Annotated in this window: 24 protein-coding genes and 1 pseudogene; 10 read left to right on the top strand and 15 right to left on the bottom strand. The window is 62.3% G+C overall.

The genetic code is table 11. The features are described from left to right. Positions 1–19: 19 nt before the first annotated feature. A complete protein-coding gene (locus tag ACU5E9_RS00320) occupies positions 20–994 on the top strand; it encodes an AraC family transcriptional regulator (protein ID WP_456811662.1) in 975 nt (324 codons plus the stop codon). Between the two features lie 9 nt (positions 995–1,003). On the opposite strand, the gene ACU5E9_RS00315 is transcribed toward ACU5E9_RS00320, so the two are convergent. From ACU5E9_RS00315 to ACU5E9_RS00305, 3 genes are all read right to left on the bottom strand, one after another. Continuing rightward, a complete protein-coding gene (locus tag ACU5E9_RS00315; protein WP_456811661.1) occupies positions 1,004–1,360 on the bottom strand; it encodes a three-helix bundle dimerization domain-containing protein in 357 nt (118 codons plus the stop codon). Positions 1,361–1,468: 108 nt separating this feature from the next. After that, positions 1,469–1,783, bottom strand: a complete 315-nt coding sequence (locus ACU5E9_RS00310) for a hypothetical protein (protein ID WP_456811660.1) — start codon at positions 1,781–1,783, stop codon at positions 1,469–1,471. Positions 1,784–1,927: 144 nt separating this feature from the next. After that, positions 1,928–2,125, bottom strand: coding sequence for a hypothetical protein (locus ACU5E9_RS00305; protein WP_456811659.1), 198 nt, complete (start codon positions 2,123–2,125; stop codon positions 1,928–1,930). A 284-nt stretch (positions 2,126–2,409) separates the two neighbouring features. On the opposite strand from ACU5E9_RS00305, the gene ACU5E9_RS00300 reads away from it, so the two are divergent. Then, positions 2,410–2,676, top strand: coding sequence for a Pr6Pr family membrane protein (locus tag ACU5E9_RS00300; RefSeq protein WP_456813466.1), 267 nt, complete (start codon positions 2,410–2,412; stop codon positions 2,674–2,676). Positions 2,677–2,688: 12 nt separating this feature from the next. On the opposite strand, the gene ACU5E9_RS00295 is transcribed toward ACU5E9_RS00300, so the two are convergent. Then, positions 2,689–3,087, bottom strand: a complete 399-nt coding sequence (locus ACU5E9_RS00295) for a hypothetical protein (protein ID WP_456811658.1) — start codon at positions 3,085–3,087, stop codon at positions 2,689–2,691. 115 nt (positions 3,088–3,202) lie between these two features. Between ACU5E9_RS00295 and ACU5E9_RS00290 the strand changes: the two genes are divergently transcribed. Next, positions 3,203–3,772: a GNAT family N-acetyltransferase gene (locus ACU5E9_RS00290; protein ID WP_456811657.1), complete on the top strand. Its 570-nt coding sequence runs from the start codon at positions 3,203–3,205 to the stop codon at positions 3,770–3,772. Between the two features lie 77 nt (positions 3,773–3,849). On the opposite strand, the gene ACU5E9_RS00285 is transcribed toward ACU5E9_RS00290, so the two are convergent. After that, entirely contained in the window at positions 3,850–4,446 is a 597-nt protein-coding gene (locus ACU5E9_RS00285; protein ID WP_456811656.1) for a hypothetical protein, read from the bottom strand. Between the two features lie 140 nt (positions 4,447–4,586). Here ACU5E9_RS00285 and ACU5E9_RS00280 point away from each other — a divergent pair, with 140 nt between their 5' ends. Together ACU5E9_RS00280 and ACU5E9_RS00275 are read left to right on the top strand one after the other, a co-directional pair. Next, a complete protein-coding gene (locus tag ACU5E9_RS00280; protein WP_456811655.1) occupies positions 4,587–6,488 on the top strand; it encodes an ABC transporter ATP-binding protein in 1,902 nt (633 codons plus the stop codon). 554 nt (positions 6,489–7,042) lie between these two features. Further along, a complete protein-coding gene (locus ACU5E9_RS00275; protein WP_456811654.1) occupies positions 7,043–7,681 on the top strand; it encodes a pentapeptide repeat-containing protein in 639 nt (212 codons plus the stop codon). A 772-nt stretch (positions 7,682–8,453) separates the two neighbouring features. On the opposite strand, the gene ACU5E9_RS00270 is transcribed toward ACU5E9_RS00275, so the two are convergent. The 4 genes from ACU5E9_RS00270 to ACU5E9_RS00255 are packed head-to-tail and all read right to left on the bottom strand — an operon-like array spanning position 8,454 to position 11,684. Next, positions 8,454–8,942 carry a Mov34/MPN/PAD-1 family protein gene (locus ACU5E9_RS00270; RefSeq protein ID WP_456811653.1) on the bottom strand — a complete coding sequence of 163 codons (489 nt, stop codon included), beginning with the start codon at positions 8,940–8,942 and terminating at the stop codon, positions 8,454–8,456. Beyond that, positions 8,939–10,225 (bottom strand): ThiF family adenylyltransferase, encoded by a 1,287-nt coding sequence (locus ACU5E9_RS00265; RefSeq protein WP_456811652.1) that lies wholly within the window; start codon positions 10,223–10,225, stop codon positions 8,939–8,941. Before ACU5E9_RS00265 ends, ACU5E9_RS00270 begins: the two co-directional genes overlap by 4 nt. Then, on the bottom strand, positions 10,222–10,734 hold the full coding sequence (locus ACU5E9_RS00260; protein ID WP_456811651.1) for a hypothetical protein: 513 nt from the start codon (positions 10,732–10,734) through the stop codon (positions 10,222–10,224). Before ACU5E9_RS00260 ends, ACU5E9_RS00265 begins: the two co-directional genes overlap by 4 nt. Further along, positions 10,731–11,684: a hypothetical protein gene (locus tag ACU5E9_RS00255; protein WP_456811650.1), complete on the bottom strand. Its 954-nt coding sequence runs from the start codon at positions 11,682–11,684 to the stop codon at positions 10,731–10,733. Before ACU5E9_RS00255 ends, ACU5E9_RS00260 begins: the two co-directional genes overlap by 4 nt. A gap of 170 nt (positions 11,685–11,854) precedes the next feature. Here ACU5E9_RS00255 and ACU5E9_RS00250 point away from each other — a divergent pair, with 170 nt between their 5' ends. The 4 genes and pseudogenes from ACU5E9_RS00250 to ACU5E9_RS00235 all read left to right on the top strand — a co-directional run bounded on the left by ACU5E9_RS00250 (position 11,855) and on the right by ACU5E9_RS00235 (position 16,593). Beyond that, on the top strand, positions 11,855–12,466 hold the full coding sequence (locus tag ACU5E9_RS00250; protein ID WP_456811649.1) for a toll/interleukin-1 receptor domain-containing protein: 612 nt from the start codon (positions 11,855–11,857) through the stop codon (positions 12,464–12,466). An 11-nt stretch (positions 12,467–12,477) separates the two neighbouring features. Then, positions 12,478–13,155, top strand: a pseudogene (locus tag ACU5E9_RS00245) (SAVED domain-containing protein); the annotation flags it as partial. A gap of 348 nt (positions 13,156–13,503) precedes the next feature. Further along, positions 13,504–15,762, top strand: coding sequence for a hypothetical protein (locus ACU5E9_RS00240; RefSeq protein ID WP_456811648.1), 2,259 nt, complete (start codon positions 13,504–13,506; stop codon positions 15,760–15,762). Between the two features lie 261 nt (positions 15,763–16,023). Continuing rightward, positions 16,024–16,593 (top strand): dihydrofolate reductase family protein, encoded by a 570-nt coding sequence (locus ACU5E9_RS00235; RefSeq protein ID WP_456813465.1) that lies wholly within the window; start codon positions 16,024–16,026, stop codon positions 16,591–16,593. A gap of 342 nt (positions 16,594–16,935) precedes the next feature. Here ACU5E9_RS00235 and ACU5E9_RS00230 read toward each other — a convergent pair whose 3' ends face one another. The 6 genes from ACU5E9_RS00230 to ACU5E9_RS00205 form a co-directional block, all read right to left on the bottom strand. Further along, positions 16,936–17,292, bottom strand: a complete 357-nt coding sequence (locus ACU5E9_RS00230) for a three-helix bundle dimerization domain-containing protein (protein WP_456811647.1) — start codon at positions 17,290–17,292, stop codon at positions 16,936–16,938. A gap of 110 nt (positions 17,293–17,402) precedes the next feature. Next, a complete protein-coding gene (locus tag ACU5E9_RS00225) occupies positions 17,403–17,717 on the bottom strand; it encodes a hypothetical protein (protein ID WP_456811646.1) in 315 nt (104 codons plus the stop codon). Positions 17,718–18,270: 553 nt separating this feature from the next. Continuing rightward, complete coding sequence (trxB, locus tag ACU5E9_RS00220) at positions 18,271–19,257, bottom strand: thioredoxin-disulfide reductase (protein ID WP_456811645.1); 987 nt, start codon at positions 19,255–19,257, stop codon at positions 18,271–18,273. Continuing rightward, entirely contained in the window at positions 19,254–19,925 is a 672-nt protein-coding gene (locus ACU5E9_RS00215) for an arsenate reductase ArsC (protein WP_456811644.1), read from the bottom strand. The genes trxB and ACU5E9_RS00215 overlap by 4 nt, the downstream gene beginning before the upstream one ends. A gap of 8 nt (positions 19,926–19,933) precedes the next feature. Continuing rightward, positions 19,934–20,344 (bottom strand): arsenate reductase ArsC, encoded by a 411-nt coding sequence (locus ACU5E9_RS00210; RefSeq protein WP_456811643.1) that lies wholly within the window; start codon positions 20,342–20,344, stop codon positions 19,934–19,936. A 77-nt stretch (positions 20,345–20,421) separates the two neighbouring features. After that, positions 20,422–21,321 (bottom strand): metalloregulator ArsR/SmtB family transcription factor, encoded by a 900-nt coding sequence (locus tag ACU5E9_RS00205; RefSeq protein WP_456811642.1) that lies wholly within the window; start codon positions 21,319–21,321, stop codon positions 20,422–20,424. 29 nt (positions 21,322–21,350) lie between these two features. Between ACU5E9_RS00205 and ACU5E9_RS00200 the strand changes: the two genes are divergently transcribed. Then, complete coding sequence (locus tag ACU5E9_RS00200; RefSeq protein WP_456811641.1) at positions 21,351–22,040, top strand: aquaporin; 690 nt, start codon at positions 21,351–21,353, stop codon at positions 22,038–22,040. Positions 22,041–22,123 lie beyond the last annotated feature (83 nt).

Below are 22,123 nucleotides of genomic sequence, written 5' to 3'. Positions count from 1 at the left end.
TATGCGCGATAATACGGAAATGACTAGCAGCCTTGATAGGGACGTCCTTTCCGACGTGTTCGAGCGGATCGAGGTCGAGGGCATGATGACGGGCGGGTTTGCAATAAATGGTCCCTGGATATCGCAGGGCGAGCTCTCGCGGCCCTTCAAACTGATCGCTCTTGTCGCGGGAGCGGCGACAGTATGGGCGGATGGGCCCGGCGGCCCGGACGGGCCGATCAATCTGATGCCCGGCGATGTGGTGCTCTTGAGCCACCGCACCCGCCTCACGATCCAGGGCGGTACCGGCGTCGCGGAACCGACATCCCTCCTCCCGGAGACGAGCTTCGACGCGACGAGCCTTGCGACTGCAGATCTCGAGCACGACGATGTCCTCGTCGGTGGTGCGATCCGGGTGAGCCCAGCGGGGTCCGAACTGCTCCGGAACGCGCTGCCTGGACTTGTGCACGTCGCGGCGGCAGGACGTGCCCCCTCCCTGTCCGGTGGGCTTGTGAAGCGACTGTTCGAGGAAGCCTCAGGGACACGCCTCGGATCGGCCTTCGCCATCCGGCAGAATGCCCAACTCCTCCTCCTCGAGGTCTTGCGCGCCTACCTCGAACAGGAGCAGCCCACCATCGGTTGGTTGCGACTCCTCGCCGATGAGAGCCTCGCACCGGCCCTTCGCCGGATGCACGCGGAACCGGGGCGGTCGTGGGGGCTCGCGGAACTCGCTTCGGCGGCCGGCATGTCACGTACCGTGTTCTCCGAGCGCTTTCGCCGCGCGGCTGGCGAGCCTCCGTTTACCTATTTAGCGCGGTGGCGGATGGTGCTCGCGCAGCACGCACTGGAAGATCCCGACGTGCGGATCGGCGCCCTGGCCGCGCAACTCGGGTACGGATCGGACAGCGCATTCAGCAACGCCTTCAAGCGGATCGTCGGTGAAGCTCCACAGCACTACCGGCAACACGCAGGCGACATGCACCGACTCCGCCGCTCTGCTGCTCTCTCCTTCTAAGGCCGGTCATCAGCGTTCGTTCTCGCTGGGACTGCCGAGAAGACCACCGAACAAGTGACTGCCGTGAGCTTCGCGGCTTGCACGCTCGACTTCCATCGGGTCCAGATCTGGGTCACTGTCGGGTGTCGGAGCCTGCGCTTCCGGCTCTTCGACCAGGGCGCTCGATGCCTTGGCTTCTTTCTTCAGCCGTCGCTTCGCTGCCTTTTCGACGAGGACGGGAACGAAGTCACGAACCCGACCCTCCTCCAGTTGCCCGTGCTCCTCTTGGACGACGTCCGCGATGTGTTCGCGCTCCAAGCTCGGAAACCGTTGCGACAGCCGGTCGATCACCTGGTCGATGGCCTGAGTTTCGTCTAGCTCGCTCATGAGGACATTGTTCAGCGCGGGTGCTCCCGGGGCAACTGCCTGAAGGTGAACTTTCGCTGCGTGTCGGGATCAAGTTGTGGAATCCCGCTGCGGTCCTCGGGTTGCGAACTAACGGAAAGGCACCGGGATGCTCGCCGCCCTGGCCCACTCAAAACTCACATGCTGGCCTCCGCTTTCCTTCCGGACGTCGGCCTCCAGACCAACCACTCGTTCGGCCATGCTGGCCAAATCTGATCCGACGATCTCGAACCGGTACTTCCGCTGCCGTTCAGTCACAAGGACGACGCCGACACCAGGGAAGATCACGAACATCTGGTCCGTGAACAGGAGAGTGTGTTCATAATGCCGGCGAAGGTTTTGACCCAAGGCAGGGAAAGCATTGAGCGACTCAAGCGGGCGCACGGTAGCTGTCATAGCGATCATGGACTCAGCGTCCGCCATCAAGGTAAGCACGAGGTTAACTCCGGGTGGGTGTCTACTGAGAATCCAACCGGCTGCGCGCTGACCTGGCAGGCGCGCCCCGGGCGCTTGCGGACTTCGCCCGTGTCATCGCCCGACGCGACTGCTTCACGCCACCGCGTACAGGCCCTCGAGCGCGCTGGTGATCGAGTCGAAGCTGCCAATCGGGTGCGTCTCGTCGTTCCTCACCAAGAACCCTTGAGGCGTGCGTTGGATGACGCCGGCCAGTTCATTGGTGACTTCATGCCGCACCTCCCACAACGCAGGGCCCGCCACGACAACCGAGAACAGCTCTGCGTAGTTCATCGAAATCCCTCACTTGTTCGACTTCCCCCGCGGATGTCTTCCACATCACAAGCTTGATACCGCCCGGGGCCGCACATGATGGTCGATTGGAAGAACAACACATGACGAGTTTCTAATCCGCAGACGCAGGCCGAGACGCACGTCGAAGTCGGCATAGTCCGAACTCGCCCGGACGGCCCTAGCTAGGCTGTCGCCTGTGATGCCTGACGTAGCCCTACGCCCGACCTCTCCCCTGGTCGGGATCGGCCGTGCCGGCAGCGGCATCGTGATGCGACTGGCTCCTCATCGGTGACCGCCCACGCCTACCCTGGCGAAGGCTCTGGCTACTCCTTCCCTATCCGGCGCTGTGGCTGATCGCGGTTCTGATCCGAGGCGCAACCGACGGCTGGGTCCCTTACGGATTCCTCCTCCCCGAACACGGTTGGGCCACCCTCACCGTCCACATCGTGGGGCTGCTCGCAGCCATCATTGCCGCTGGAGCGCTCGTGCGGGCTGACTGCGGATCACGTGGCATCGCTTCTGTGCAGCGACCAGACCCTCAACAAATGTGACGAAACAGCAGCTCAACGGCTGGCGGATTTACCGGGTGCACCGCTTCTTGCCGTTTCCGCAGGGTCGCTGGCATAGGCCCAAAGAAGCATGCTCATGAGAAACGCTGTTAGGCCGAGAAAGCCCAAGCCGACACACGCGATATAAATGTCGCTTGAGAGTGCGTACCGGAAAATGACGACTGGTCCTGCTCCACCGATGCACGCGATCAGGCTCAGCAGTGGAGCCGTGGGGCCGAAGCGTAGAAAGTGCCAACGCCCCACGAATCGCTGGCTCCCCGCATCCTTTCGATCGGAATTGACCGTCTGCGCGATCACCCACCACGCCAGCATGCCGGGAACGATGAGGAGTGCCACTCCGCTGATGAGAAAGAACAAGCTGTTTTGGCTCAGGAGTCGTAGAACTTCTCCCATCGAATCTCCTAGGTCGGTTACCGCGTGATGGTTTCGCCTCCAGAACTAGGTTTTAGCTTAAGCGCGCTGATCATTCGGTTCACCCGATAGCGGGAACGTCTGAAATGATCGCGATATGACTGTTGAGCCCCTTGAGCTGCCCCCGCTTTACGGCCAACGACTGATTCTGCGTGAATGGCGAAACTCCGACGTATCGACGGTACAAGAAGCGTCACACGACTCCCTGATCCCAATCCTGACGACAGTTCCGTCAACGGATGGTGAATCCGAGGCCCTAGCGTTCATCGCTCGACAGCGAGAGCGTTTAGCCACACGCGAGGGGTACGTCTTTGCAATCGCAGACACCTCAGACATCGCGGTAGGGCATATCGGACTGTTCTTCCGACCAGGTGCCGGCGCGCGCGCCAGCGTTGGATATTGGATTACGCCGTCACAACGACGCAACGGTTACGCCACGGAGGCGCTCGGCGTACTGACGACGTGGGCGCTGAACCATGCAGAACTCGACCGAATCGAACTGTACGTTGAGCCTTGGAATGACGGCTCCTGGCGAGCCGCTGAGCGCGCCGGCTACGAACGCGAGGGTCTACTCCGCGCGTGGGAGCGTATCGGAGGTAAACCGTGCGACATGTTCATGTACGCGCGGCTAACGACCAGTGCGCTCAGTCGCCGCCACGGTCGCTGATTCGACCCAACGAGCAATCACTCTCGAGAACGTGTCCCGGTGCCGTTACCAACCACGTAGTGACCTGAGGCAACTGCCTACGGGTGTGCGTAGGGCTCGATCGAGACCCCCGGCGCTGGGGCCCGGAACCCGGGGGTGTCACAGGACACCTCTACGAGGTACATCCAGTTGTCGCCGTCGAACCCACCCGTCACTCGCAGTTGCTCGCTGTCAACCAGTCCAGCGAGCTGAGCCCCGTAGGCGAACAAGTCGTGATCCGGGTCGAAGCTGGTGGCAGGGAAGGTTGACGTCCAGACCCGCGCGTAGCGTTCGGCGGTTGTCCACGGGTCCTCGTCCATGTCGAACCAGGAGTTCTTTGCGAAGAAGGCGACTTCGTAGCCTTCCGATCTCTCCTCCCAGTGCGGGGTTCCACTCAAGTCCTCTGACTCGGTCCAGCAGGCGGACTCCGGTGGCGCGGCGCGCTGCACGTCCCACGTTCCCTCGAACGCGTCGAAGGTGGGCTGGATCGATCGCGCAATCGTTTCGGTGATGCTCGACCACTCGGTGAGCGTGCCGCCGGATGCATCGGCCGGCGAACCAGGGGCATCGGCGGGCTGGGAAGCGCAGCCGGTAAGCCCGAACAGGAGAGGCGAGACCAGTGAGAGAACGAGCGCGGTGCTTCGGATGCGAGCCATGGCTTCACCCTAAGACCAGCGTTGCCGCGAGCGAGTCCGGCGCAGCTATGGCAGTGATCGTTCGGCCCGCCTCTGGGGAGAACCCCGAGCTCGGGCAACCCGCCATCTAAACTGGACTGTTGCCCACGGAAGGAACCTCAATGAGCATGGAAGGCGCGGCCTGGAGCTCGCTGTACAAGATCTCTACCGCCAGGGACGGCAAGCACGGCTTTTCCCGTGAGTCCGTGCGGCGGATCATGAAGTTCGCGGTGCCCTACCGGTCCAAGCTGCTCATCTTCATCACCCTCTCCGTCGTGGGAGCTTTCCTCGCGGTCGCGACGCCGGTACTCGCCGGCCAGGTGGTCGACGTCATCGTCGCCCAGGGCGCGGTCAGCACGATCGTGTGGCTCGCCGTCGTCATCGCCGTCGTGGCCGTGGCCGACGCCGGCGTCTCACTCGTGACGCGCTGGTACTCGGCGCGGATCGGCGAAGGCGTGATCCTGGATCTCCGCACCGCCGTCTTCAACCACGTTCAGAAGATGCCGATCGCGTTCTTCACCCGCACCCGCACGGGCGCCCTCGTGAGCCGCCTCAACAACGATGTGATCGGCGCTCAGCAGGCCTTCAGCGGCACGCTGTCCGGCGTGGTCACGAACCTCGTGGCGCTGATCCTCACCCTGATCGTCATGCTCAGCACGTCCTGGCTCGTGACGGTTCTCGCCGTGATCATGCTCCCCATCTTCCTGGTCCCCGCGCGCCGCATGGGCGGCCGCCTCGCCGCGCTGCGCCGCGAGGCCGCCGATCACAACTCCGCCATGAGCACGCAGATGACCGAGCGGTTCTCGGCGCCCGGCGCCACCCTCGTCAAGCTGTTCGGCCGGCCCGACGAGGAAGCCGAGGAGTTCCGTGTCCGCGCCGCCCGGGTCCGCGACATCGGGGTGCGGACCGCGATGCTGCAGTTCGTCTTCTTCACCGCACTGATGCTCGTCTCCGCTCTCGCCCTCGCGCTCGTGTACGGGCTCGGCGGCACCCTCGCACTCGCCGGCCAGCTGAATACCGGTGACGTGGTGACCCTGGCGCTGCTCCTCACCCGCCTCTACGCGCCGCTGACCGGCCTCGCGAACGCACGGGTGGAGATCATGAGCGCGGTGGTCAGCTTCGAGCGGGTCTTCGAGGTGCTGGACCTCGACCCGCTGATCAAAGAGAAGCCCGACGCCGTCGCCATCCCCGAAGGTCCGGTGTCCGTCGAGTTCGACAACGTCCGCTTCGCCTACCCGTCTGCGGACAAAGTGTCCCTCGCCTCTCTCGAGGAAGTTTCCACGCTCGACACCCGCGGCGGCGAGGAGGTGCTGCACGGCGTGTCCTTCAGGATCGAGCCGGGTCAGACCGTCGCCCTCGTTGGTACGTCCGGTGCCGGCAAGTCCACAATTGCGCAGCTCCTCTCGCGCCTGTATGACGTCGACAGCGGCGCCGTGCGCCTCGCGGGCACGGATGTCCGCGATGCCACCTTCGCCTCCATGCGACACAGCCTGGGCATGGTGACGCAGGACGGCCACCTGTTCCACGAAACCATCCTCTCCAATCTGCGCCTCGCGAGGCCGGAGGCGTCCGACGACGAGGTGTGGGACGCCGTCCGCCGCGCGCGGCTCGAGCCACTCATCCGGTCCCTGCCGGACCAGCTGGACACCATGGTGGGAGAGCGTGGCTACCGCCTGTCCGGGGGCGAGCGCCAGCGGATGACCATCGCGAGGCTCCTGCTGGCCCAGCCCCGCGTCGTCATCCTCGACGAGGCGACGGCGGCGCTGGACTCGACGTCTGAGGCCGCCGTGCAGGCGGCGCTCAGCGAGGCGCTCGAGGGACGCACGGCGATGGTGATCGCACACCGCCTCTCCACCATCCGCAGCGCGGACCTGATTCTCGTGGTTGAGGACGGCTCGATCGTGGAGCGCGGCACGCACGAGGAACTGCGGGCTGTGGGTGGGCGCTACGAGGAATTGCACCGGACCCAGTTCGCCGTGCAGAAGAACGTTGCGGCCGAAGAGGAAGCGCTGAGCCGGACCTAGTCGCTGAACTTGGTGCCCCTGCCCCGAGCGTCTCGGAAAGTCGTCTCATCGCATACCGTTGGTCACCTATCGCCCATGCCAGTCGATGAGCGTAGCGGTCCGAAGCGGGATTCCCTGAGAAGCGGAAGAACTCGAGATCGCACGGTGTGGCCGCTGCGCTGCGTCGCCTTTGCCGACGTATCGTGGCCAGTTTCTGGACGTGGCTCTTGCGGATCACCTGCGGTCCATGGCGAGATCATATTCCTCACACGTCGCGAGTGGATGCTTCCATCTCGACTCGCTACGCGTCAGTGAAGGCGTCCGGCTGTCCGACCAGTTGGTACCGACGTTCTGAATGCCCTCCGCGCCGAGTATGAAAGTCGGCATGAGGGCGCCGTCTCGCATATCCTCGGGTCCGGTCAGTCGTCATTGTCGCCGTATACGCGTTTGATCTACCGGCATATCATCTCTGCATGCCACCGACAGGGCGGTACCCTCCGCACTCCAGCGTTCCCAATGCACCGTTCCTCGCCTTCCGAACCATGCTTGGTCGCGCATGGGTAAGGGAGGTACTCGTGGGACTAATTGCTGGCGCGGTGGTTGCTGTTGGGACCATTTGGGGTCAAGCAGTAATTGATGATCAGAGGTCTGATCGTGAGGCGGCGGCCGCACGCACACTGGCCAGCGAAGCGGACCGGCGCGAGAATTTGCGCTTCGTTCGCGACCGCTCGTCTACAGATCTGACAGAAAGACCCTTCGGTTCGATGGATCTGTCCGGACAAGTTTTAGACGGTTTGGATCTAAGGGGCGCCAATTTCAAGGGCGCGATACTCAAGAACACCAGCTTCCGGTCAGCAAATCTAGAGGGTGCTATTTTCATCGACGCGGATCTTCGAGGCGCGGACATGACCTCAGCCGCAGCCGAAGAGGCCACGTTTCTGGGAGCGAGCTTGGATGGTGCAACGCTGCAGGGTGCCAGCCTCGATGGTGCGGATCTACGCTGGGAAGACCTGAGGAACACCGACCTCAGCACTACATACGTGCGTGGCACGCGTTTCTCCGGAGCAGAGTTCAGTAACCAAACGTTTGCCGTCGACCCGAAAATGAGCGGCCAGGATTTCGTGTGCTACGACGAAAGCACCGCTTGGCCAGATGGAGCGCTTCCCTTCGAGGGGCGTTTCCTCAGCGGTCAATGCGTTCGAAAGCTCGAATGAGGGCCTCTGTAAATCATTCCCTTCAAAGAAGGGCATTCTTGTAGCGGAAGAGTTTCGCCAATTAGCAGGGACTCGCTTGGCTGGCTCCACAGCTAGGCAGTGTTCTCGTGTGGCCGTGGCCATCATTTGACCAAGCACTTCCATTCCGGAGCGGCGAGCACGTAAACACTCGAAGCCCAAGAGCTGAAGCACCCAAATCCCAGTCCATGCAGGCTAGGCACTTGAGTTACGCGAAAACAAGAAATCGCTCCTGAGATCCTCAGGAGCAATTTCTATTTCAACCTCGTGGCCGGGTTCGTGAAGTTTCGTTAATGGCCTTATGTCGGGCTCGACAGGATTTGAACCTGCGACCCCCTGTAAGGTTCTAGCCTTAACTCGGGTTCTCCCGAAAATCTCCGAAAACTGGCGGATTCCCTTGTGTTTACAGGGAACCGGGCGGTTCCCTGCCTCCAATCCTACTCGGTCGATTCGGGTCCGCTGGAAATGATTCTGATGACTAAATGATGACCATTTGAACCGCCTTCGGGGGCTGCATGTTGTTGGCGAGACATCGCTTGAGCATCAACCCAGCAGTTAGGCGCCCTCACCAAAACCTTCGTCGTCGCTGGCGAGAACACCGAGGTCGGGCAACCCGCCATCTAAGCTGTGCATGGCGGTCGCGGGCGCAGACGATCTCCTGCGTTTCTTCAATGAATTCCAGCGAATTCCAGCCGCACTACTCAGTGCTCCACCCGAGTAATTTGTGGCGATCTGACGGTAGGTCGAGTCCGGTCTAGTCTCCCTGCAGCTGTCCTGGCTTCGTCAAGAAGTTGAGCGGGGTAGACCCCGCATCTGTCAACGTGATCTGACCGCTCCGGCGTTCAAGTACCCAGGCAGCAATTATCGGCTGGGGTACCGCCGTCGAGACGATGAGAGCCACGAATCGATTGAATCCGAGTTCGCGGTCCGTGACGTGCTTCACGTAGGTACGAAGGTCAACGTCGCTGGGTGCCGGTGGCACGTTGATGTGGGTGTGCCACTCGCCGATCCACTGCGAGCCATCGGCTTGGTATAGACGCTCCGCTTCATGTTCCGTAAACGCAATGTCTCGACGAAAGAATAAAGGACCGTGCTCTGCGAGCGGCCCGGGCCGGGCAGCATGCGATACCCTGCTGCCGTTGGCCGGGCCGAATAGCGCGCCACCTGTCTCCAGCTGAGAATCGCTCGAGCGAATCGTCGATCTGATCGACTCGAGCGCTGTAGGGGCAATCTCGAGCTTCATGCCGCGTTGCATGCCGGGCAATCGTCAAAAGGGCGGCCTGCTTGGTACCACCTCTGGTCGAGCATTCTTGTGGCGTCGAACGGATCGGCGTACCCCGGAGTTGGACGGAGAGCGATCACGAGGTTGTCGCGGACGAGGGTCTGATCGAGTTCGCCCTGGGCGCGTAGGAGGGTGGCAACGGTGATCTTGGCAGCTAGCTGTCCGACTAGGTGAAGATCGCCGCCCACTGCCGTCATGGGATTGTGTCGGGTTCCCGTGCCGTAGCCTCGGTCGAGAGTTGGCTCGAGGTCCATTCGGCCCTCCTCGCGCAGACGCCGACGCTGGCACTCGAGGCATCCTACTTCGGGCATCGGCCTGATCCGCAGGATCTCACCGTACCGGCCGTCACCCAGGACGCAGGCGAACACGATCGGTTTTCGGGCTCGCCGCGCGAGGTAGTTCGCCACTCGTCTTGCCTCCACGCCATCGACGGTGCAGACGACGATGTCTGTCTCGTCGAGCAAAGGCCTGATGACATCTGCACTCGTGACGAGATCGATGCGCCACGGTGTAACGTGACACTCTGGCCAAGCTGTACCGAGCGTCTGCGTAAGCGCATCAACCTTGGTCATGCCGACGTGTTTGGTGGTCAAGATGTGGCGCGGGACGTTATGAAACAACATGCGGTCCGGGTCGACCACGTCGATCTGCCCGGCCCCGTAGCTAGCAAGGGCTCCGGCGGCTGCACCACCAATGCTACCGGCGCCAAACAGGAGGACACGTTTGCTTGCCAGCGCCCGAGTCGGCCAAAGTTCGTTGAGGGCATCGATCAGCTCTTTCCCGTCGCGGACGTCAAGAGCGATGGGCTCCACAAGTGACTCCGTAACGCGCCATGCGGACCAAGCCGGTAGCGGCCCGTCCTCCGAGACCGCTGGCGGCCCGACGCAGTACGTAACCGCGATCGACCACTCCCCCGCGGAAGGGCGCTCTGCCCTAGGCACGAGCACCCGGAACTCATCGAAGGAAAGCCCCCTCGACTGCCGGATTAGGAAATACTCGATGAGTACGAGCTCGGCCGGGACGGCATACCAATAGCCCGCCGGCTGGAAGTCCGCGGTCATCAAAAAGTGACCCGGGTCCGAGGCAACAGGAACTCTGTCAGAATCCTCGTTGGAGAGCGCGACAACGAGCGCTGCCCGATCAGGGCCGGAGATCCGGCACGTCAGGCGTCCCCAACTGTCGCCCATCTCGATAACTTCTTTAGCCTCCTGTGGGAGAAGGACCAGCCATTCCGCGCCGCTCATAAATTCATCGCCTCGATCGTCGCGAAGATTGCGTCATCGTACGTCGTGTCGGTAACGATGCCGCTCACTGACATCTTGGTGATCGCTTCAGCCTGGAGGAGCGCGAATTCAACTGCCCAGCCAGATGCCTTTAGCAGCAGCTCGCTGGTCCTAGACCACGGATACCACTGATCCGCGTCTCGGAGAAGGCAAAGGCGGCCGCTGGGGAGGACGTGAAACTCCGTGAAGCCGCGGATGGTTGGAATCGGCTGCGGAATCAGTGGGAGGACTTGCGGCGGCGCGGCGGGGAAAGCATGGCCGTACTCGACCCTCACGACGAACGGATCCAACAGGTCACTGATGTCCCCGGGCGCGGGCCGCGAGAACGGCCACAGCGGCAGCGGTCCTTCGAACCGACCTGCCCCCTCTGCCGTCCAAGTGAGGAAGGGCGCAACTCCCTGCACATCGGCAATCTCCGCATTCAGGCGCGCGGGATCGTCCTCCCACCACGTGCGCGCGGGGACATTCATCCCTGCGGCGAATCCCGAATCGGCCGGGGCCCCGAGTCGGATCCACCGGCCAGCGAAATTACGAGCGGAAATGCGTCCCCAAAGACGTCTTGCCAGTGCTGGCTTGCGGTCGGCTGATCATTGTTCGCCACCCCTCGCACCGCGGCGGCGGCGGATACGGCCGCGTCCTCAAACGCACGGCGTAGCCCCGCGATGTCGAGATCCGGTTGAATTACCCCGGAAAGCCCAGCTGGGTCCTCGATTTGAAGGCTGTGCGTGGATGCCTCGACGAAGAAGTTCTTGATGGCCTCGGGCCGGTTCCCCTCATGAAGGCAGTCGAGGGCCAGCACCTCCATGACGAGTGACTTAACGCGACCGGTGTCAGCCTTGTGCTGTCGCGACCAGTATTTCAGCATGCGAACCAGCGGTCGGAACTGGTCCCACTCTTGCTGACGGTCTGCGACTTGATCGATGAGGCATTCCGGGTCAGCAAGTGTCCAGCGGCGCTCGCTCTTGAACGGTATGAGGATCCCGTCCGCGCGGCGCAACGCCGGCATGACATCCACCGTGAACGCGTTCTTCGCGTCCGGCGGATCTATGAAGCACTTCGCAGCCCGGTTCCGTTCGGCGGTGTTTACCTGCCGCACCAGCTGGGCGTACGACCCGTTCTCAACTGAGAGCAGCTCGTGCACGAGATGACGGCACCGCTCGATGGCTTCCCCGGCCGAATCGCCGTCAAGCCCCCAGTCGGGATGCTCAATGGCGTCGAACTCGACGACGAGATCGACGTCATGCACAGGCTGCAACTGCGTGCTTCGCGCCAGCGACCCCGACCCCCATACGATCTTCACGTCCGGGGCAGAGCTAAGTGCGGCCTTGAACGTGTCACGTCTGTGCCGTGCGACCTGAACAACATCGACGTCAGCATTGATCTCTTGTTGAAGCGAGTCGAACGAATCCAGAACTGTCATAGAGGCCTCCAAGCCGCACTCGGCAGATGTGACGAACCATGTCCGGCCTGCTTACGGCAATGGTAACCAAGACCACCGACATCCCGGCCGCGCCGGCGAACGGTACCCGGTGTCAGCAAGCAGCGGCATACTTATCTCAGGCGACCCACCGCCGCTATAAGGAGTCTCGAGTGAGCACCGATGTCGACGTCTCCGGTCCGCTGTTCCTCTCATACCGGCATAATGACGGATCAGAGATTGTCGCGGAGTTGGCCTGGCTCCTGCGTGCCGCGGGCATCCCCGTGTGGCGCGATAAGGACGACCTTCCTCCCGGAGACACCGCAAATCGGCTCAGCGAAGCGATCAACGACGGGCTATCCGGGGCCGCCTTCGTGATCACCGAAGACATCACCCACAGCACCATTGTGCGAGGCATCGAAGCACCGCAGCTGATCGAGCTACACGGCGACGACGCTCGATTCCAACTGTTAATCGCGAACGACATCGCTAGTGACACCGGATCCATTGATTACGCCGCCCCGGACCGGCTGCTCGGGCGCTCTCGGGACGACCTAAAGGGCGTCAACCAGTCGGCAACGAACACCGAGGGGCTACTCGGGCTGACACGGCGGGCTTTGACCCACCGGATGGTGCAACACCGCGCTGCAGTCGAGTCGAACGGCGTCTTCGAGCTCACAATCCAGACACGCAACGTCGGCCAGGTCTACGACCGCACCGGCGCCCAGCTCGACATCCGCGTCCGCCGCTCCACCACGAGAAACTACCCGACCCGGCGGGGCTAGAGGACCTACGCCGCACGCTTGCACTGCTGCCGGACGCGATCACGAGCACCGGAGCCCGGAAAGTAAGGGTAGGCGGCGGTGCACATCTTTCCGTCGCATTCACGCTCGGCATAGCGCTACCGTCCTCGCGGATTGGACAACTCGAAGTCATCGATCAACGAGAAGCCGTCTGGAAGAGCGGGTCTGAAGCCGCCGTCCCGTCACCACTCACACTCGAATTCAATGTGACCGAACACACGCCAGCGCCGTCCACCAGAGCCCGGCCCCGCGTCGCCGTCTACGTCGATCTCCTGCCCACGCAGGGCGACGCTGCCTTCGAGCGATACCTCGAGGGACACGGCGACAGCCTGACCGCACACGGAGTCATCCGGTCCCCGCAGCGCGGGCTGCTCGACCCTGCAGAAGCCGGTGCACTCGCATCAGAGACAGCTGGGCTCATCCGCCAGCTCTCTGCCGCTCACTCCAATGCCCGCGTCGACCTGCTGCTCGCCGTACCCTTCGGTCTCGCCGTCCTCATTGGACGCCTCAGCAACACGCTCCGGGTACGCCTCTTCGAATGGGACGACAGCGACGAACCTATCGACGATAGTGCCGATGCGCGGCCCAGATACGTGCCATGTCTCGAAGTTCGAGCCGGGAGCACAGCGGGCCCGATCACCTCTGTGTTGCTCCAAGTTTGCAGCGACTGAGGCAAATTTCGGCGGCTTCGACGCTGCGCTCGACGCATGGCTTGGGCCAACGAGGAACGTCTCGGGTGGCTACTGGTGCATGTTTCGGGCGGCTGCTGCCGCATATAGAAGCGGCGCCCGAGTGCGGGAGCGGGCAGACATAGATCACTCGGAGAGCCGTGACCAGTTCGGGGTGCATTCGGATCAGGAGGCTGGCATGGCCGCGGCACAAACAACAGAATGTATCCGGGGGCACCACCGCCTTCGTGGGCGACGGAGGAACAATTGGCTGGGGACACCGCGAAAGACCTATTGGCAACGCATCAAGACGATGGGTGGCGACGATCTTTCGCGGGGATAGTCGACTTGATGGATCTACTGACTAGCTGCATCATCAAAGACTCATTCTCGGTCCCCAGTGCGATCACTGCAACGCTCAGCCTGACCGAAGCCGGTCGGGAAATGAAAAGCCGACTTATACGACAGGAAGACGTACCGAGCCTCGAAGCTCACCTGATGTGCGGTTTGACGCTGGGACACGACAGCCTGTTCATCGACGTTGAAGCTACGGATGTCGATCGGCTGAGAGCCGTGATATCCGACCAGATTGTGTCGGGCAGAATTCGGTTCCCGTTCGTATTTGGTAGGCAGCTTTACGACTACTTTGCCGCTCAGTTCGATGAAGAGAAGGATCGCCTGAGCAACGAGGAGACCATTCAACTTCTAGAGGCCATTCCGACAGGTGTATTCCAATACGGTCGTTACGTTGTAGGGCCTTCAGGGCTGCGGGAGAGCGATCACGGCAGACTATTGCAATTCACATCCCGTGTCCCGGCATACCATTGCGACGATCCGGTCTGCAGGAAGCTCCATTCGGTCCTTTTGAGTACGGGCCACAGCGCGCCCATTAACGCCGAACGGGGCAAGCTCGAACGCATTTTGCGGTCGCTGCCCGCGCCAGCGGCCGACTGGGCGGGGCTGGCAAATGAAATTACGCGATCAAAGGAGAGTTACTTCGGTAACAGTTGGACAGCGCCTATGATCACGCTTCTGGGTGACTGCCTCGGCGACGGCGAACTCCAGGCTCTCCATGCTTTCCTCGGCCAAAAGCATGAGTTGCCCCCTTTCTCATCACGCGAACAATTCCTTGAGGAGCTGCTCGTCCGTTTCAGCGACGATGAAATCGCATCCGCAATCGATGTTCTAGTTCGAGGCAAGAAGCTCGAGATTCCTGACGGAGAAGTCCGACGACCGGTCTCTACGTCGCACTTGAGATCGGGTGTTTTTAGACTGCAACCTCAACTTGGTAAGAATGGCGTTCGATTCGTCTCGGGTGACCCAGGTCTTCCGGTTCTTCGCGAACGCGACCTATTTCGTCGTATCTACCTGGATGCCGGAACAGCCGAGCGGCACGAACTGGACTGGCAGCTACGAGGCATCGACGGAGTGTCCCTAGAGGTTCGACTAGACGAATATCTGCGAACGCAATCTCCAGCTACAGCGCTCACACGCCTTGTTCTATCTGGAAGCGCAAGCGCTATAGCCGCAAGTGAACTCGTCGGAGCTGGGGATTTTGACGGAGCATCCGACGAGGAGATTATTTCGCGCCTCCTGTGGAAGTTAGGGTTCGACGATCGTGATCCGCACGACCTACATTCAAAATTTTGGAGACAGCATGAGCAACTAGTTGCATCCGTGCAGAGTTGGCTAGGCGCAGGTCCGGACGACACAGCCGACTTCAAGGGAAAGGCCTCGGTGTATTTCACGGAGCTAGAGGGACTACTTGAGGAGGCGCTGGCGTTCGCAACGTGGGCTCTTCTGCACGACCATACGTCGTCACCTCGCCGCTTTGTTTACACCCCCGATCTTGATCGTCCAGTCGGTCTTGAACTGCTTGACCGATTCGTGCGATCGGAGGCGGCGGCGAACCCTGGGGAGCGTCTCCGATACACCGGAAAACTCACGATGTATCCGCTACTGCGAGGCTTCGGTGTTCTGGGCAAAGTCCTTGAGTCCGTGGAGTCGAAAGCCCCGAACTATGGCCGAGCCATCGCCGACTTCCCCGACTATGCAAGTGCGACGGCGCTGCAGAACTTCCCGTTTAAATCCGTGTTGCCCTTTCTCGACATCGCGACGCACAGTCGCACACGCATCATCCAAGGATTCGAGCAGATCGAAGCGCTGCTCCAACAAGGGCGCGTCGATAGTGTCAGGAATGACTTTTCTCACTACCGTCGAACGTCGCCCGAGGTGGCTGAAATGGCTGAGACACTCGAGGCTGTTGCCCAAGTCGTCCGGATGATCGAAAACCTGGGATTCGGCCTCAATTTGTTCTCGCCTGCCGGCGAAACTAGCGACAGGTGGGGACGAAGAGTCGTTCGTTTTGAGGGCCCGCGTAGTCTTACTCACTCCATTAGCCGACCCTCCAGCCTCCAATGGGCGGGCCTCCCGAGCCTCAGGGCGAATCAGTTCCTAGTTCGGGCGGCATCCTTCGACGACGCCAATGAAGTGCTGAGATTCGAGCACGGTTACTCAAGCGAGTTCTCCGCAATGTGGTCGAATTATCCCAAGCCACGACGTGTGTCCAATCGTGTTGCGGAAGCTTCGGTCGACGCAGCAACGACATAGGGGCTCCCGCACATTCGTCGAAGGTCCGAGAAAACGGTCAGTATCGAGCGCTTATCGAGACACTACGATCCTCCGCATGCCGCCGCATGTGGTGGGCACGGCTGCGGTTGCGATCCGTCGCGCGCTCGGTCGGCGGCCTGGTTCAGGTTGGGACGGCGTTATAGGCTGGGCGCGATTTTGACGTGTGGCTGAGAAACGGTACCGGGAGTCGTTTGAGGACCGACCGATGATCTGCTCGTGCGCATCAAGGGAGGCAGCGAGATGAGACCACTCCGATACTCGATCAACGTCACGCTCGACGGCTGTTGCCATCACGAGGCCGGACTTCCCCCGGACGAGGAGTCAATGCGCTACTGGACCGACCAGCTGGAGCGAGCCGATGCCCTGCTCTTCGGCCGGGTGACCTACGAGATGATGGCGTCGGCGTGGCAGAAGCCGGCCACGGGCTCGTGGCCCGACTGGGTGGATAAATGGCAGAAACCATTCGCCGAGACCATCGACCGGGCGAAGAAGTACGTCGTGTCGAGCACGCTGAGCGAGGTCGACTGGAATGCCGAGCTGGTGCAAGGCGACTTGGCGCAGGCGGTTAGGCAGCTCAAGCAAGAGCCTGGCGAGGGCCTGTGGGTCGGTGGCGTCACGCTTCCCCTGGCGTTGGCCAATCTGGGGTTGATCGACGAGTACGAGTTCCTTGTGCAGCCGGTCCTTGCCGGACACGGCCCGACACTGCTTGCCGGTCTGAATGAGCGCGTTCAGCTCGAACTCGTGGACCGCCACGAGTTCCGGTCGGGGGCAGTCGCCGTACGATACCGGCCCACGCGAGTTCCTGCTTGACGTGCCTTGTCCTTGCCCGCTGGCCGCTTTCTCGCGACGGAACGACGGCTAGGGGGTTTGTTTGCCCCGCGCTGGCCGTGTCCCCGAACGGGCGGACATGGTTCGGGATCGGCTCGTAGGACTCCCCCAAAAGTCGCCAACGCCGCGCGGACACACCGCTAGTGAAGGAGTCTCCTCACGGCCTTCCCGACTGTGCCCCGAAACGGATCGTCCCGGAGCAAGAGTTCGTGACAGACCTCGGTTCTGGCCGCCAAGATCGGGTCGCCGTGAGCGCTTTCCGAGTCAGGTCGGTTCCAGCCGGTGCAGCGCCAGCCGGCGCCGGTGAATTCGGGCTGGAATTTCTCAGCGTTCGTTCTGACCGGAGCTGCCGAGAACACCATTGAATAAGTGGCTACCTTGCGCCTCGCGGCTTGCGCGCTCGACTTCCATCGGGTCCAGGTCTGGGCCGCCGTCGGGTAGCGGAGCCAGCGCTTCCGGCTGTTCGACCGGCGTGCGGGATTCCTTGGCCTCTTTCTTCAGCCGTCGCTTTGCTGCCTTTTCGACGAGGACGGGAACAAAATCACGCACCCGACCCTCATCCAACTGCCCGTGCTCATCTTGGACGACGTCGGCGATGTGTTCGCGCTCCAAGCTCGGGAACCGTTGTGACAGCCGGTCGATCACCTGGTCGATGGCCTGAGTCTCGTCTAGCTCGCTCATGGGTACATTCTTCAGCGCGAATGCTCCCGCGGCAACCGCCTGAAGGTGAACTCTCGCCGTGTCTCGGCATCGAGTGCTCGAATCCCCTCGATCGCTCCCCCGGATGCGAACTAACGGAAGGGCACAGGGACGCTTGCCGCTCGAGCCCACTCAAAACCGACCTGCTGGCCCCCGCACTCCTTCCGAACGTCGGCTTCCAGACGAGCCACGCGGTGGGCCATGGTGGCCGGATCTGTTCCGACGATATCGAACCGGTACTTCCGCAGCCGTTCAGTCACGAGGACGACCCCGACACCAGGAAAAATCACGAACATCTGGTCAGTGAACAAGAGAGTGTGTTCATAATGCCGGCGAAGGTTCTGACCCAATGCGGGGAAGGCGTTGAGCGACTCAAGCGGTCGCATCGTTGCTGTCATAGCGATCATGCACTCAGAGTCAGCTATCAAGGTAAGCACCAGGTTAACTCCGGATGGGCGTCCGCTGAGAATCTAGAAGTAGCCCGCTGACATGCCAGGCGCGTCCTCCTCAGTGCTTGAGGACTTCGCCAGTGTCATCGCCCGACACGTCCGCTTCACGCCACCGCGTACAGACACTCGAGTGCGCTCGTGATCGAGTCGAAGCTCCCAATCGGGTGCGTCTGGTCGTTCCTCACTAAGTAGCCTCGAGGGGTGCGTTGGATGACGCCGGCGAGTTCATTGGTGACTTCGTGCCGCACCTCCCACAGGGCGGGGCCCGCCACGACAACTGAGAACAGTTCTGCGTAGTTCATCGAAATCCCTCACTTTTTCGATAGCCCCTGCGGGTGTTTTTCCGCAACACAAGCTTGATACCGCTCCGGGTCGGACATGGTTGTCCGATAGAAGAACAACAAACGACAAGTGTCTGATCCAGAGACGCTAGGTCTCATCGTCGTGTGAACCGGAGACAACACCCCCGAATCTGACGGTCGGTCATCCCGCTCGGGGCCGCCCCAGAGCGCTACGGCATGGCCAATCCGGCCAGGACTTCAGTCGCTTCCGGTGCGTAGGTGGCGAGTCCACTGGCGGCAAGATAGTGTTCGGCGTCGCCCGCCGCGGCGCATCCGGTCCCGGCGGCGGTGATTGCTTGCCGGTAGCGGTGGTCAACAAGGTCGCCGCACGCGAAGACGCCGCTGAGGTTGGTGCGGGTGGTTGGATGGTCGACCAGCACGTAACCGTCGCCGTCGACGTCAACCTGACCGAGCACGAGTTCGTTCCGTGGGTCGTGACCAATCGCGATGAAGAGTCCTGTCGCGTCCAGGGTGGATTCCTCGCCGGTGACGGTGTCACGTAGCGAGAGGCCGGTCATCTTGTCTTTGCCGGTGGCGGCAAGGATCTCGGAGTTCCAGCGCGGCATGATTTTCGGGTTCGCCAGAGCGCGGTCTTGCATGATCTTGGATGCGCGGAGCGTGTCCCTGCGATGCACGAGAGTGACGGTTTTCGCAAACCGGGTCAAGAACATGGCCTCTTCGAGGGCGGAGTCACCGCCGCCGATGACGGCGATGTCTTGGCCGCGGAAGAAGAATCCGTCACAGGTCGCGCACCAGGAGACGCCGCGGCCGGTGAGGCGTTGTTCTCCGTCGACGCCGAGCTTGCGATAGGCCGATCCAATCGCGAGGACAACGGCGTGGGCCCGGTAGCTGTCTCCGGAGCCTGTGGTGATGGTCTTGATGTCTCCGGTGAGCTCGAGGGCGGTGGCGTCGTCGTAGATCAGGCGGGCGCCGAAGCGTTCTGCCTGCTTGCGCATGTTGTCCATCAGGTCGGGTCCCATGATGCCGTCCGGGAAGCCGGGGAAGTTTTCGACCTCGGTTGTATTAACGAGGGCGCCGCCGGCTTCGACGGAGCTGGTCAGCACGATCGGGTTCAGGCCGGCGCGGGCGAGGTAGATGGCGGCGGTGTACCCGGCTGGGCCTGATCCGACGACGATGACGTTCTCTACGCCGCTCACGCGGGAAGGCCCTTGGATTCGACGCCGAGTGTCTCGAGCATGGCTTCCACGTTGGCGCGGATTTGGTCGCGCACGAGGCGGACTCCTTCGATGGGAAGGTCGGCGGGGTCGGTGAGGTCCCAATCGCGGTAACGCTTGCCCGGGTACACGGGGCAGGCGTCGCCGCAGCCCATGGTGATCACCACATCCGCTGCCTGCACGACATCATCGGTGAGGGGTTTGGGGAAGGCTTCGGTGAGGTCCAACCCGATCTCGGTCATGGCTTGAACGACGGCGGGGTTCAGTTCGTGGGCGGGAGCGGAGCCTGCCGAGCGCACGTGCACCGCACCTCCGGAGAGGGCGCTGGTGAGCGCTGCAGCCATCTGGGAGCGGCCGGCGTTTTGCTCACAGACGAACAGCACCTCGGGGAGGGTGCTGTCGATCGCGCCTTTCGCCTGGGCGAGGGCGGCGAGTCGGTCGGTGGCAAAGCGGATGGTGTTGCTGGTCAAGTGCGCTTTGACTGTGGCCGTGCGGAGCAGCCCTGTGTACGACTCGAGGACGTACCGTTCAACGGTTTCAGCTCCGAATACCCCAGCGAACTTGATCGCCAGGTCGCCGGCCAGGCGTTTGAGGTAGTCCTCGGGGTAGGACAGTCCCGGCATCGCGCTGCGGGCGCTCAGGTCAGTCATGATCGGCGTCAGACCTTCGCGGGGACAAGCTCGGCAAGCAGCTTCTGAATGCGAGCTTTGATGTCATCGCGGATTGGTCGCACCTCGTCGACGCTCTTGCCCTTGGGGTCGACCAGTTCCCAGTCTTCATAGCGCTTGCCGGGGAAGATCGGGCAGACGTCGCCGCAGCCCATGGTGATCACTACGTCGGAGTCCTGCACTTGTTCGGTGGTCATCAGCGTGGGAATCGCCTGGCTGATATCGATGCCCTCTTCGGCCATCGCGGCGATCGCCATTGGGTTGATCTGGTCGCCGGGTTCGGAGCCACCCGAGCGCACCTCTACGGCACCACCGGAGAGCGTGCGCATGTAACCGGCGGCCATCTGCGAACGGCCGGCGTTGTGGATGCAAACGAAGAGCACGGTGGGCTTGTCAGTCATGGAAGTGGTCCTCACTATCGGTTACCTGAAAGCATAGACCGCCATCTATGGGTTTGGCTAGCAATAGTGAATCTGGTTCACGGAGTGTTCACATTGAGAGTGACAAGCAACTTACGCACCCGGGCTTCGATGTCGTCGCGGATCTCGCGGACCCGCGCCAGGGGAAGTCCGACGGGGTCTTCGAGGTCCCAGTCGAGGTAGCGTCGGCCGGGATAGACCGGGCAGGCGTCGCCGCAGCCCATGGTGATCACAAAGTCGGCGGCGCGCACGACGTCATCGGTGAGCGGTTTGGGGTACTCGCCGCCGATCGGGACACCGATCTCGTCAAGTGCGGTGACGATGATTGAGCGCACGGTGCTGGCGGGTGCGGAGCCGGCAGTGCGCACGCTGACGCTGTCGCCGGCGAGGTGCCGGAGGATGCCGGCGGCCATCTGGGAGCGGCCGGCATTCTGCACGCACACAAAGAGCACCTCGGGAACGCCCTGCCCGGTGGGCAGGGCTGCTGAGGCGAGGGCCGAGAGCCGATCAACCGCGAAGCGGGAGGTGAGTGAGGGCAGGAAGCGCGTGATGCGGGCCTGGTCGGCCAGGAGGGCGTAGCTCTCCCGCACGTACCGGTCGACTGTTTCGGCCGCGAACGTTCCGGAGAATCGCACGGCGAGGTCCTCCGAAATCCGCTCCAACACACCGTCCCCGAGCGTCGGCTGCCCGTCGGACTGCAGCACGTCGGTCACTCGGTCGAGCTGGGCGGGAGTGATCGAGTACCAGACGTTGCGGCCCTCAGGCTCACGTTCGAGCAATCCCTCATCGAAGAGCGCCTTGACGTGATGGCTGACCGTGGGTTGACGCAGTTCGAGTTGGGCAGCGAGGCCGCCAACGAGCACCCGACCGTCGGCGCTGTCCATGATGAGCGACATGATACGCGCCCGGGTCGGGTCTGCGAGAAGTCGCAGCTCGCTGGTTGATCCCACAATTCCCATAGATGGCAGTCTATGCGTATGCTTGCCCCGTGACCACAGCCCCGCCCGCCATCATCCGCCGAGTCTCCGCCGAATTCATCGGCTCTGCCTCCCTGACCACCATCGTCGTCGGCTCGGGAGTCGCCGCCACGAACCTCACCACCGACGTCGGGGTGCAGCTGTTGATCAACGCGATAGCGACCGCGTTCGGTCTGTTCGTGCTCATCACCGTTCTCGGGCCACTGAGCGGAGCGCACTTCAACCCGCTGGTGTCTGCCGCGGACTACGCTTTGGGTCTCCGAGGCCTCCGGGACATCGGCCCTTACGTGCTCGCGCAAGTCCTTGGCTGCATTGCCGGCAGCCTCATGGCCAACGCCATGTTCGACTTGCCGGTGGTGTCCTGGAGCACCACGGACCGCGCCACGCCAGCGCACTTGCTGGCCGAGGTGGTCGCGACCGCCGGCCTGATCTTCATCATTTTCACCCTGGCGCACACCGACCGGGCTCACTTCGCCGCTGCCGTTGTAGCCACTTACATCGGTGCGGCCTACTTCTTCACCAGCTCCACGAGCTTCGCCAACCCCGCGATCACGATCGGCCGTATGTTCTCCGACACGTTCGCCGGCATCGCCCCCGCATCCGCCCTGCCCTACATCGGCGCCCAAATCGTTGGTGCGGCCCTGGGATTCGCCGCGATGAAGCTCCTCACCCCTGCGCGACCCGCCCTCGCGCGACGCTAGCTCAACTCACTCCTCCCTGGCGCCGACCGCTGGTCAGTGCTGCGCTCAACCATTCCGACACAGCACCCAACAAGAGAGTTCCA

The sequence above is a fragment of the Cryobacterium sp. AP23 genome (assembly GCF_054075385.1).
The sequence above is the reverse complement of the archived record's forward strand: the minus strand, read 5'-3'. Positions and strand labels throughout refer to the sequence as shown.

Bases quoted from the DNA above. Each gene is read 5' to 3' on its own strand.
- ACU5E9_RS00240 (WP_456811648.1), top strand. From the start codon at position 13,504: ATGGATCTACTGACTAGCTGCATCATCAAAGACTCATTCTCGGTCCCC.
- ACU5E9_RS00290 (WP_456811657.1), top strand. From the start codon at position 3,203: ATGACTGTTGAGCCCCTTGAGCTGCCCCCGCTTTACGGCCAACGACTG.
- ACU5E9_RS00210 (WP_456811643.1), bottom strand. From the start codon at position 20,344: ATGACTGACAAGCCCACCGTGCTCTTCGTTTGCATCCACAACGCCGGC.
- ACU5E9_RS00205 (WP_456811642.1), bottom strand. From the start codon at position 21,321: ATGGGAATTGTGGGATCAACCAGCGAGCTGCGACTTCTCGCAGACCCG.
- ACU5E9_RS00230 (WP_456811647.1), bottom strand. From the start codon at position 17,292: ATGAGCGAGCTAGACGAGACTCAGGCCATCGACCAGGTGATCGACCGG.
- ACU5E9_RS00225 (WP_456811646.1), bottom strand. From the start codon at position 17,717: ATGATCGCTATGACAGCAACGATGCGACCGCTTGAGTCGCTCAACGCC.
- ACU5E9_RS00295 (WP_456811658.1), bottom strand. From the start codon at position 3,087: ATGGGAGAAGTTCTACGACTCCTGAGCCAAAACAGCTTGTTCTTTCTC.
- ACU5E9_RS00305 (WP_456811659.1), bottom strand. From the start codon at position 2,125: ATGAACTACGCAGAGCTGTTCTCGGTTGTCGTGGCGGGCCCTGCGTTG.
- ACU5E9_RS00310 (WP_456811660.1), bottom strand. From the start codon at position 1,783: ATGATCGCTATGACAGCTACCGTGCGCCCGCTTGAGTCGCTCAATGCT.
- ACU5E9_RS00265 (WP_456811652.1), bottom strand. From the start codon at position 10,225: ATGAGCGGCGCGGAATGGCTGGTCCTTCTCCCACAGGAGGCTAAAGAA.
- ACU5E9_RS00215 (WP_456811644.1), bottom strand. From the start codon at position 19,925: ATGACTGACCTGAGCGCCCGCAGCGCGATGCCGGGACTGTCCTACCCC.
- ACU5E9_RS00320 (WP_456811662.1), top strand. From the start codon at position 20: ATGACTAGCAGCCTTGATAGGGACGTCCTTTCCGACGTGTTCGAGCGG.
- ACU5E9_RS00260 (WP_456811651.1), bottom strand. From the start codon at position 10,734: ATGAATGTCCCCGCGCGCACGTGGTGGGAGGACGATCCCGCGCGCCTG.
- ACU5E9_RS00270 (WP_456811653.1), bottom strand. From the start codon at position 8,942: ATGAAGCTCGAGATTGCCCCTACAGCGCTCGAGTCGATCAGATCGACG.
- ACU5E9_RS00285 (WP_456811656.1), bottom strand. From the start codon at position 4,446: ATGGCTCGCATCCGAAGCACCGCGCTCGTTCTCTCACTGGTCTCGCCT.
- ACU5E9_RS00235 (WP_456813465.1), top strand. From the start codon at position 16,024: ATGAGACCACTCCGATACTCGATCAACGTCACGCTCGACGGCTGTTGC.
- ACU5E9_RS00315 (WP_456811661.1), bottom strand. From the start codon at position 1,360: ATGAGCGAGCTAGACGAAACTCAGGCCATCGACCAGGTGATCGACCGG.
- ACU5E9_RS00255 (WP_456811650.1), bottom strand. From the start codon at position 11,684: ATGACAGTTCTGGATTCGTTCGACTCGCTTCAACAAGAGATCAATGCT.
- ACU5E9_RS00280 (WP_456811655.1), top strand. From the start codon at position 4,587: ATGAGCATGGAAGGCGCGGCCTGGAGCTCGCTGTACAAGATCTCTACC.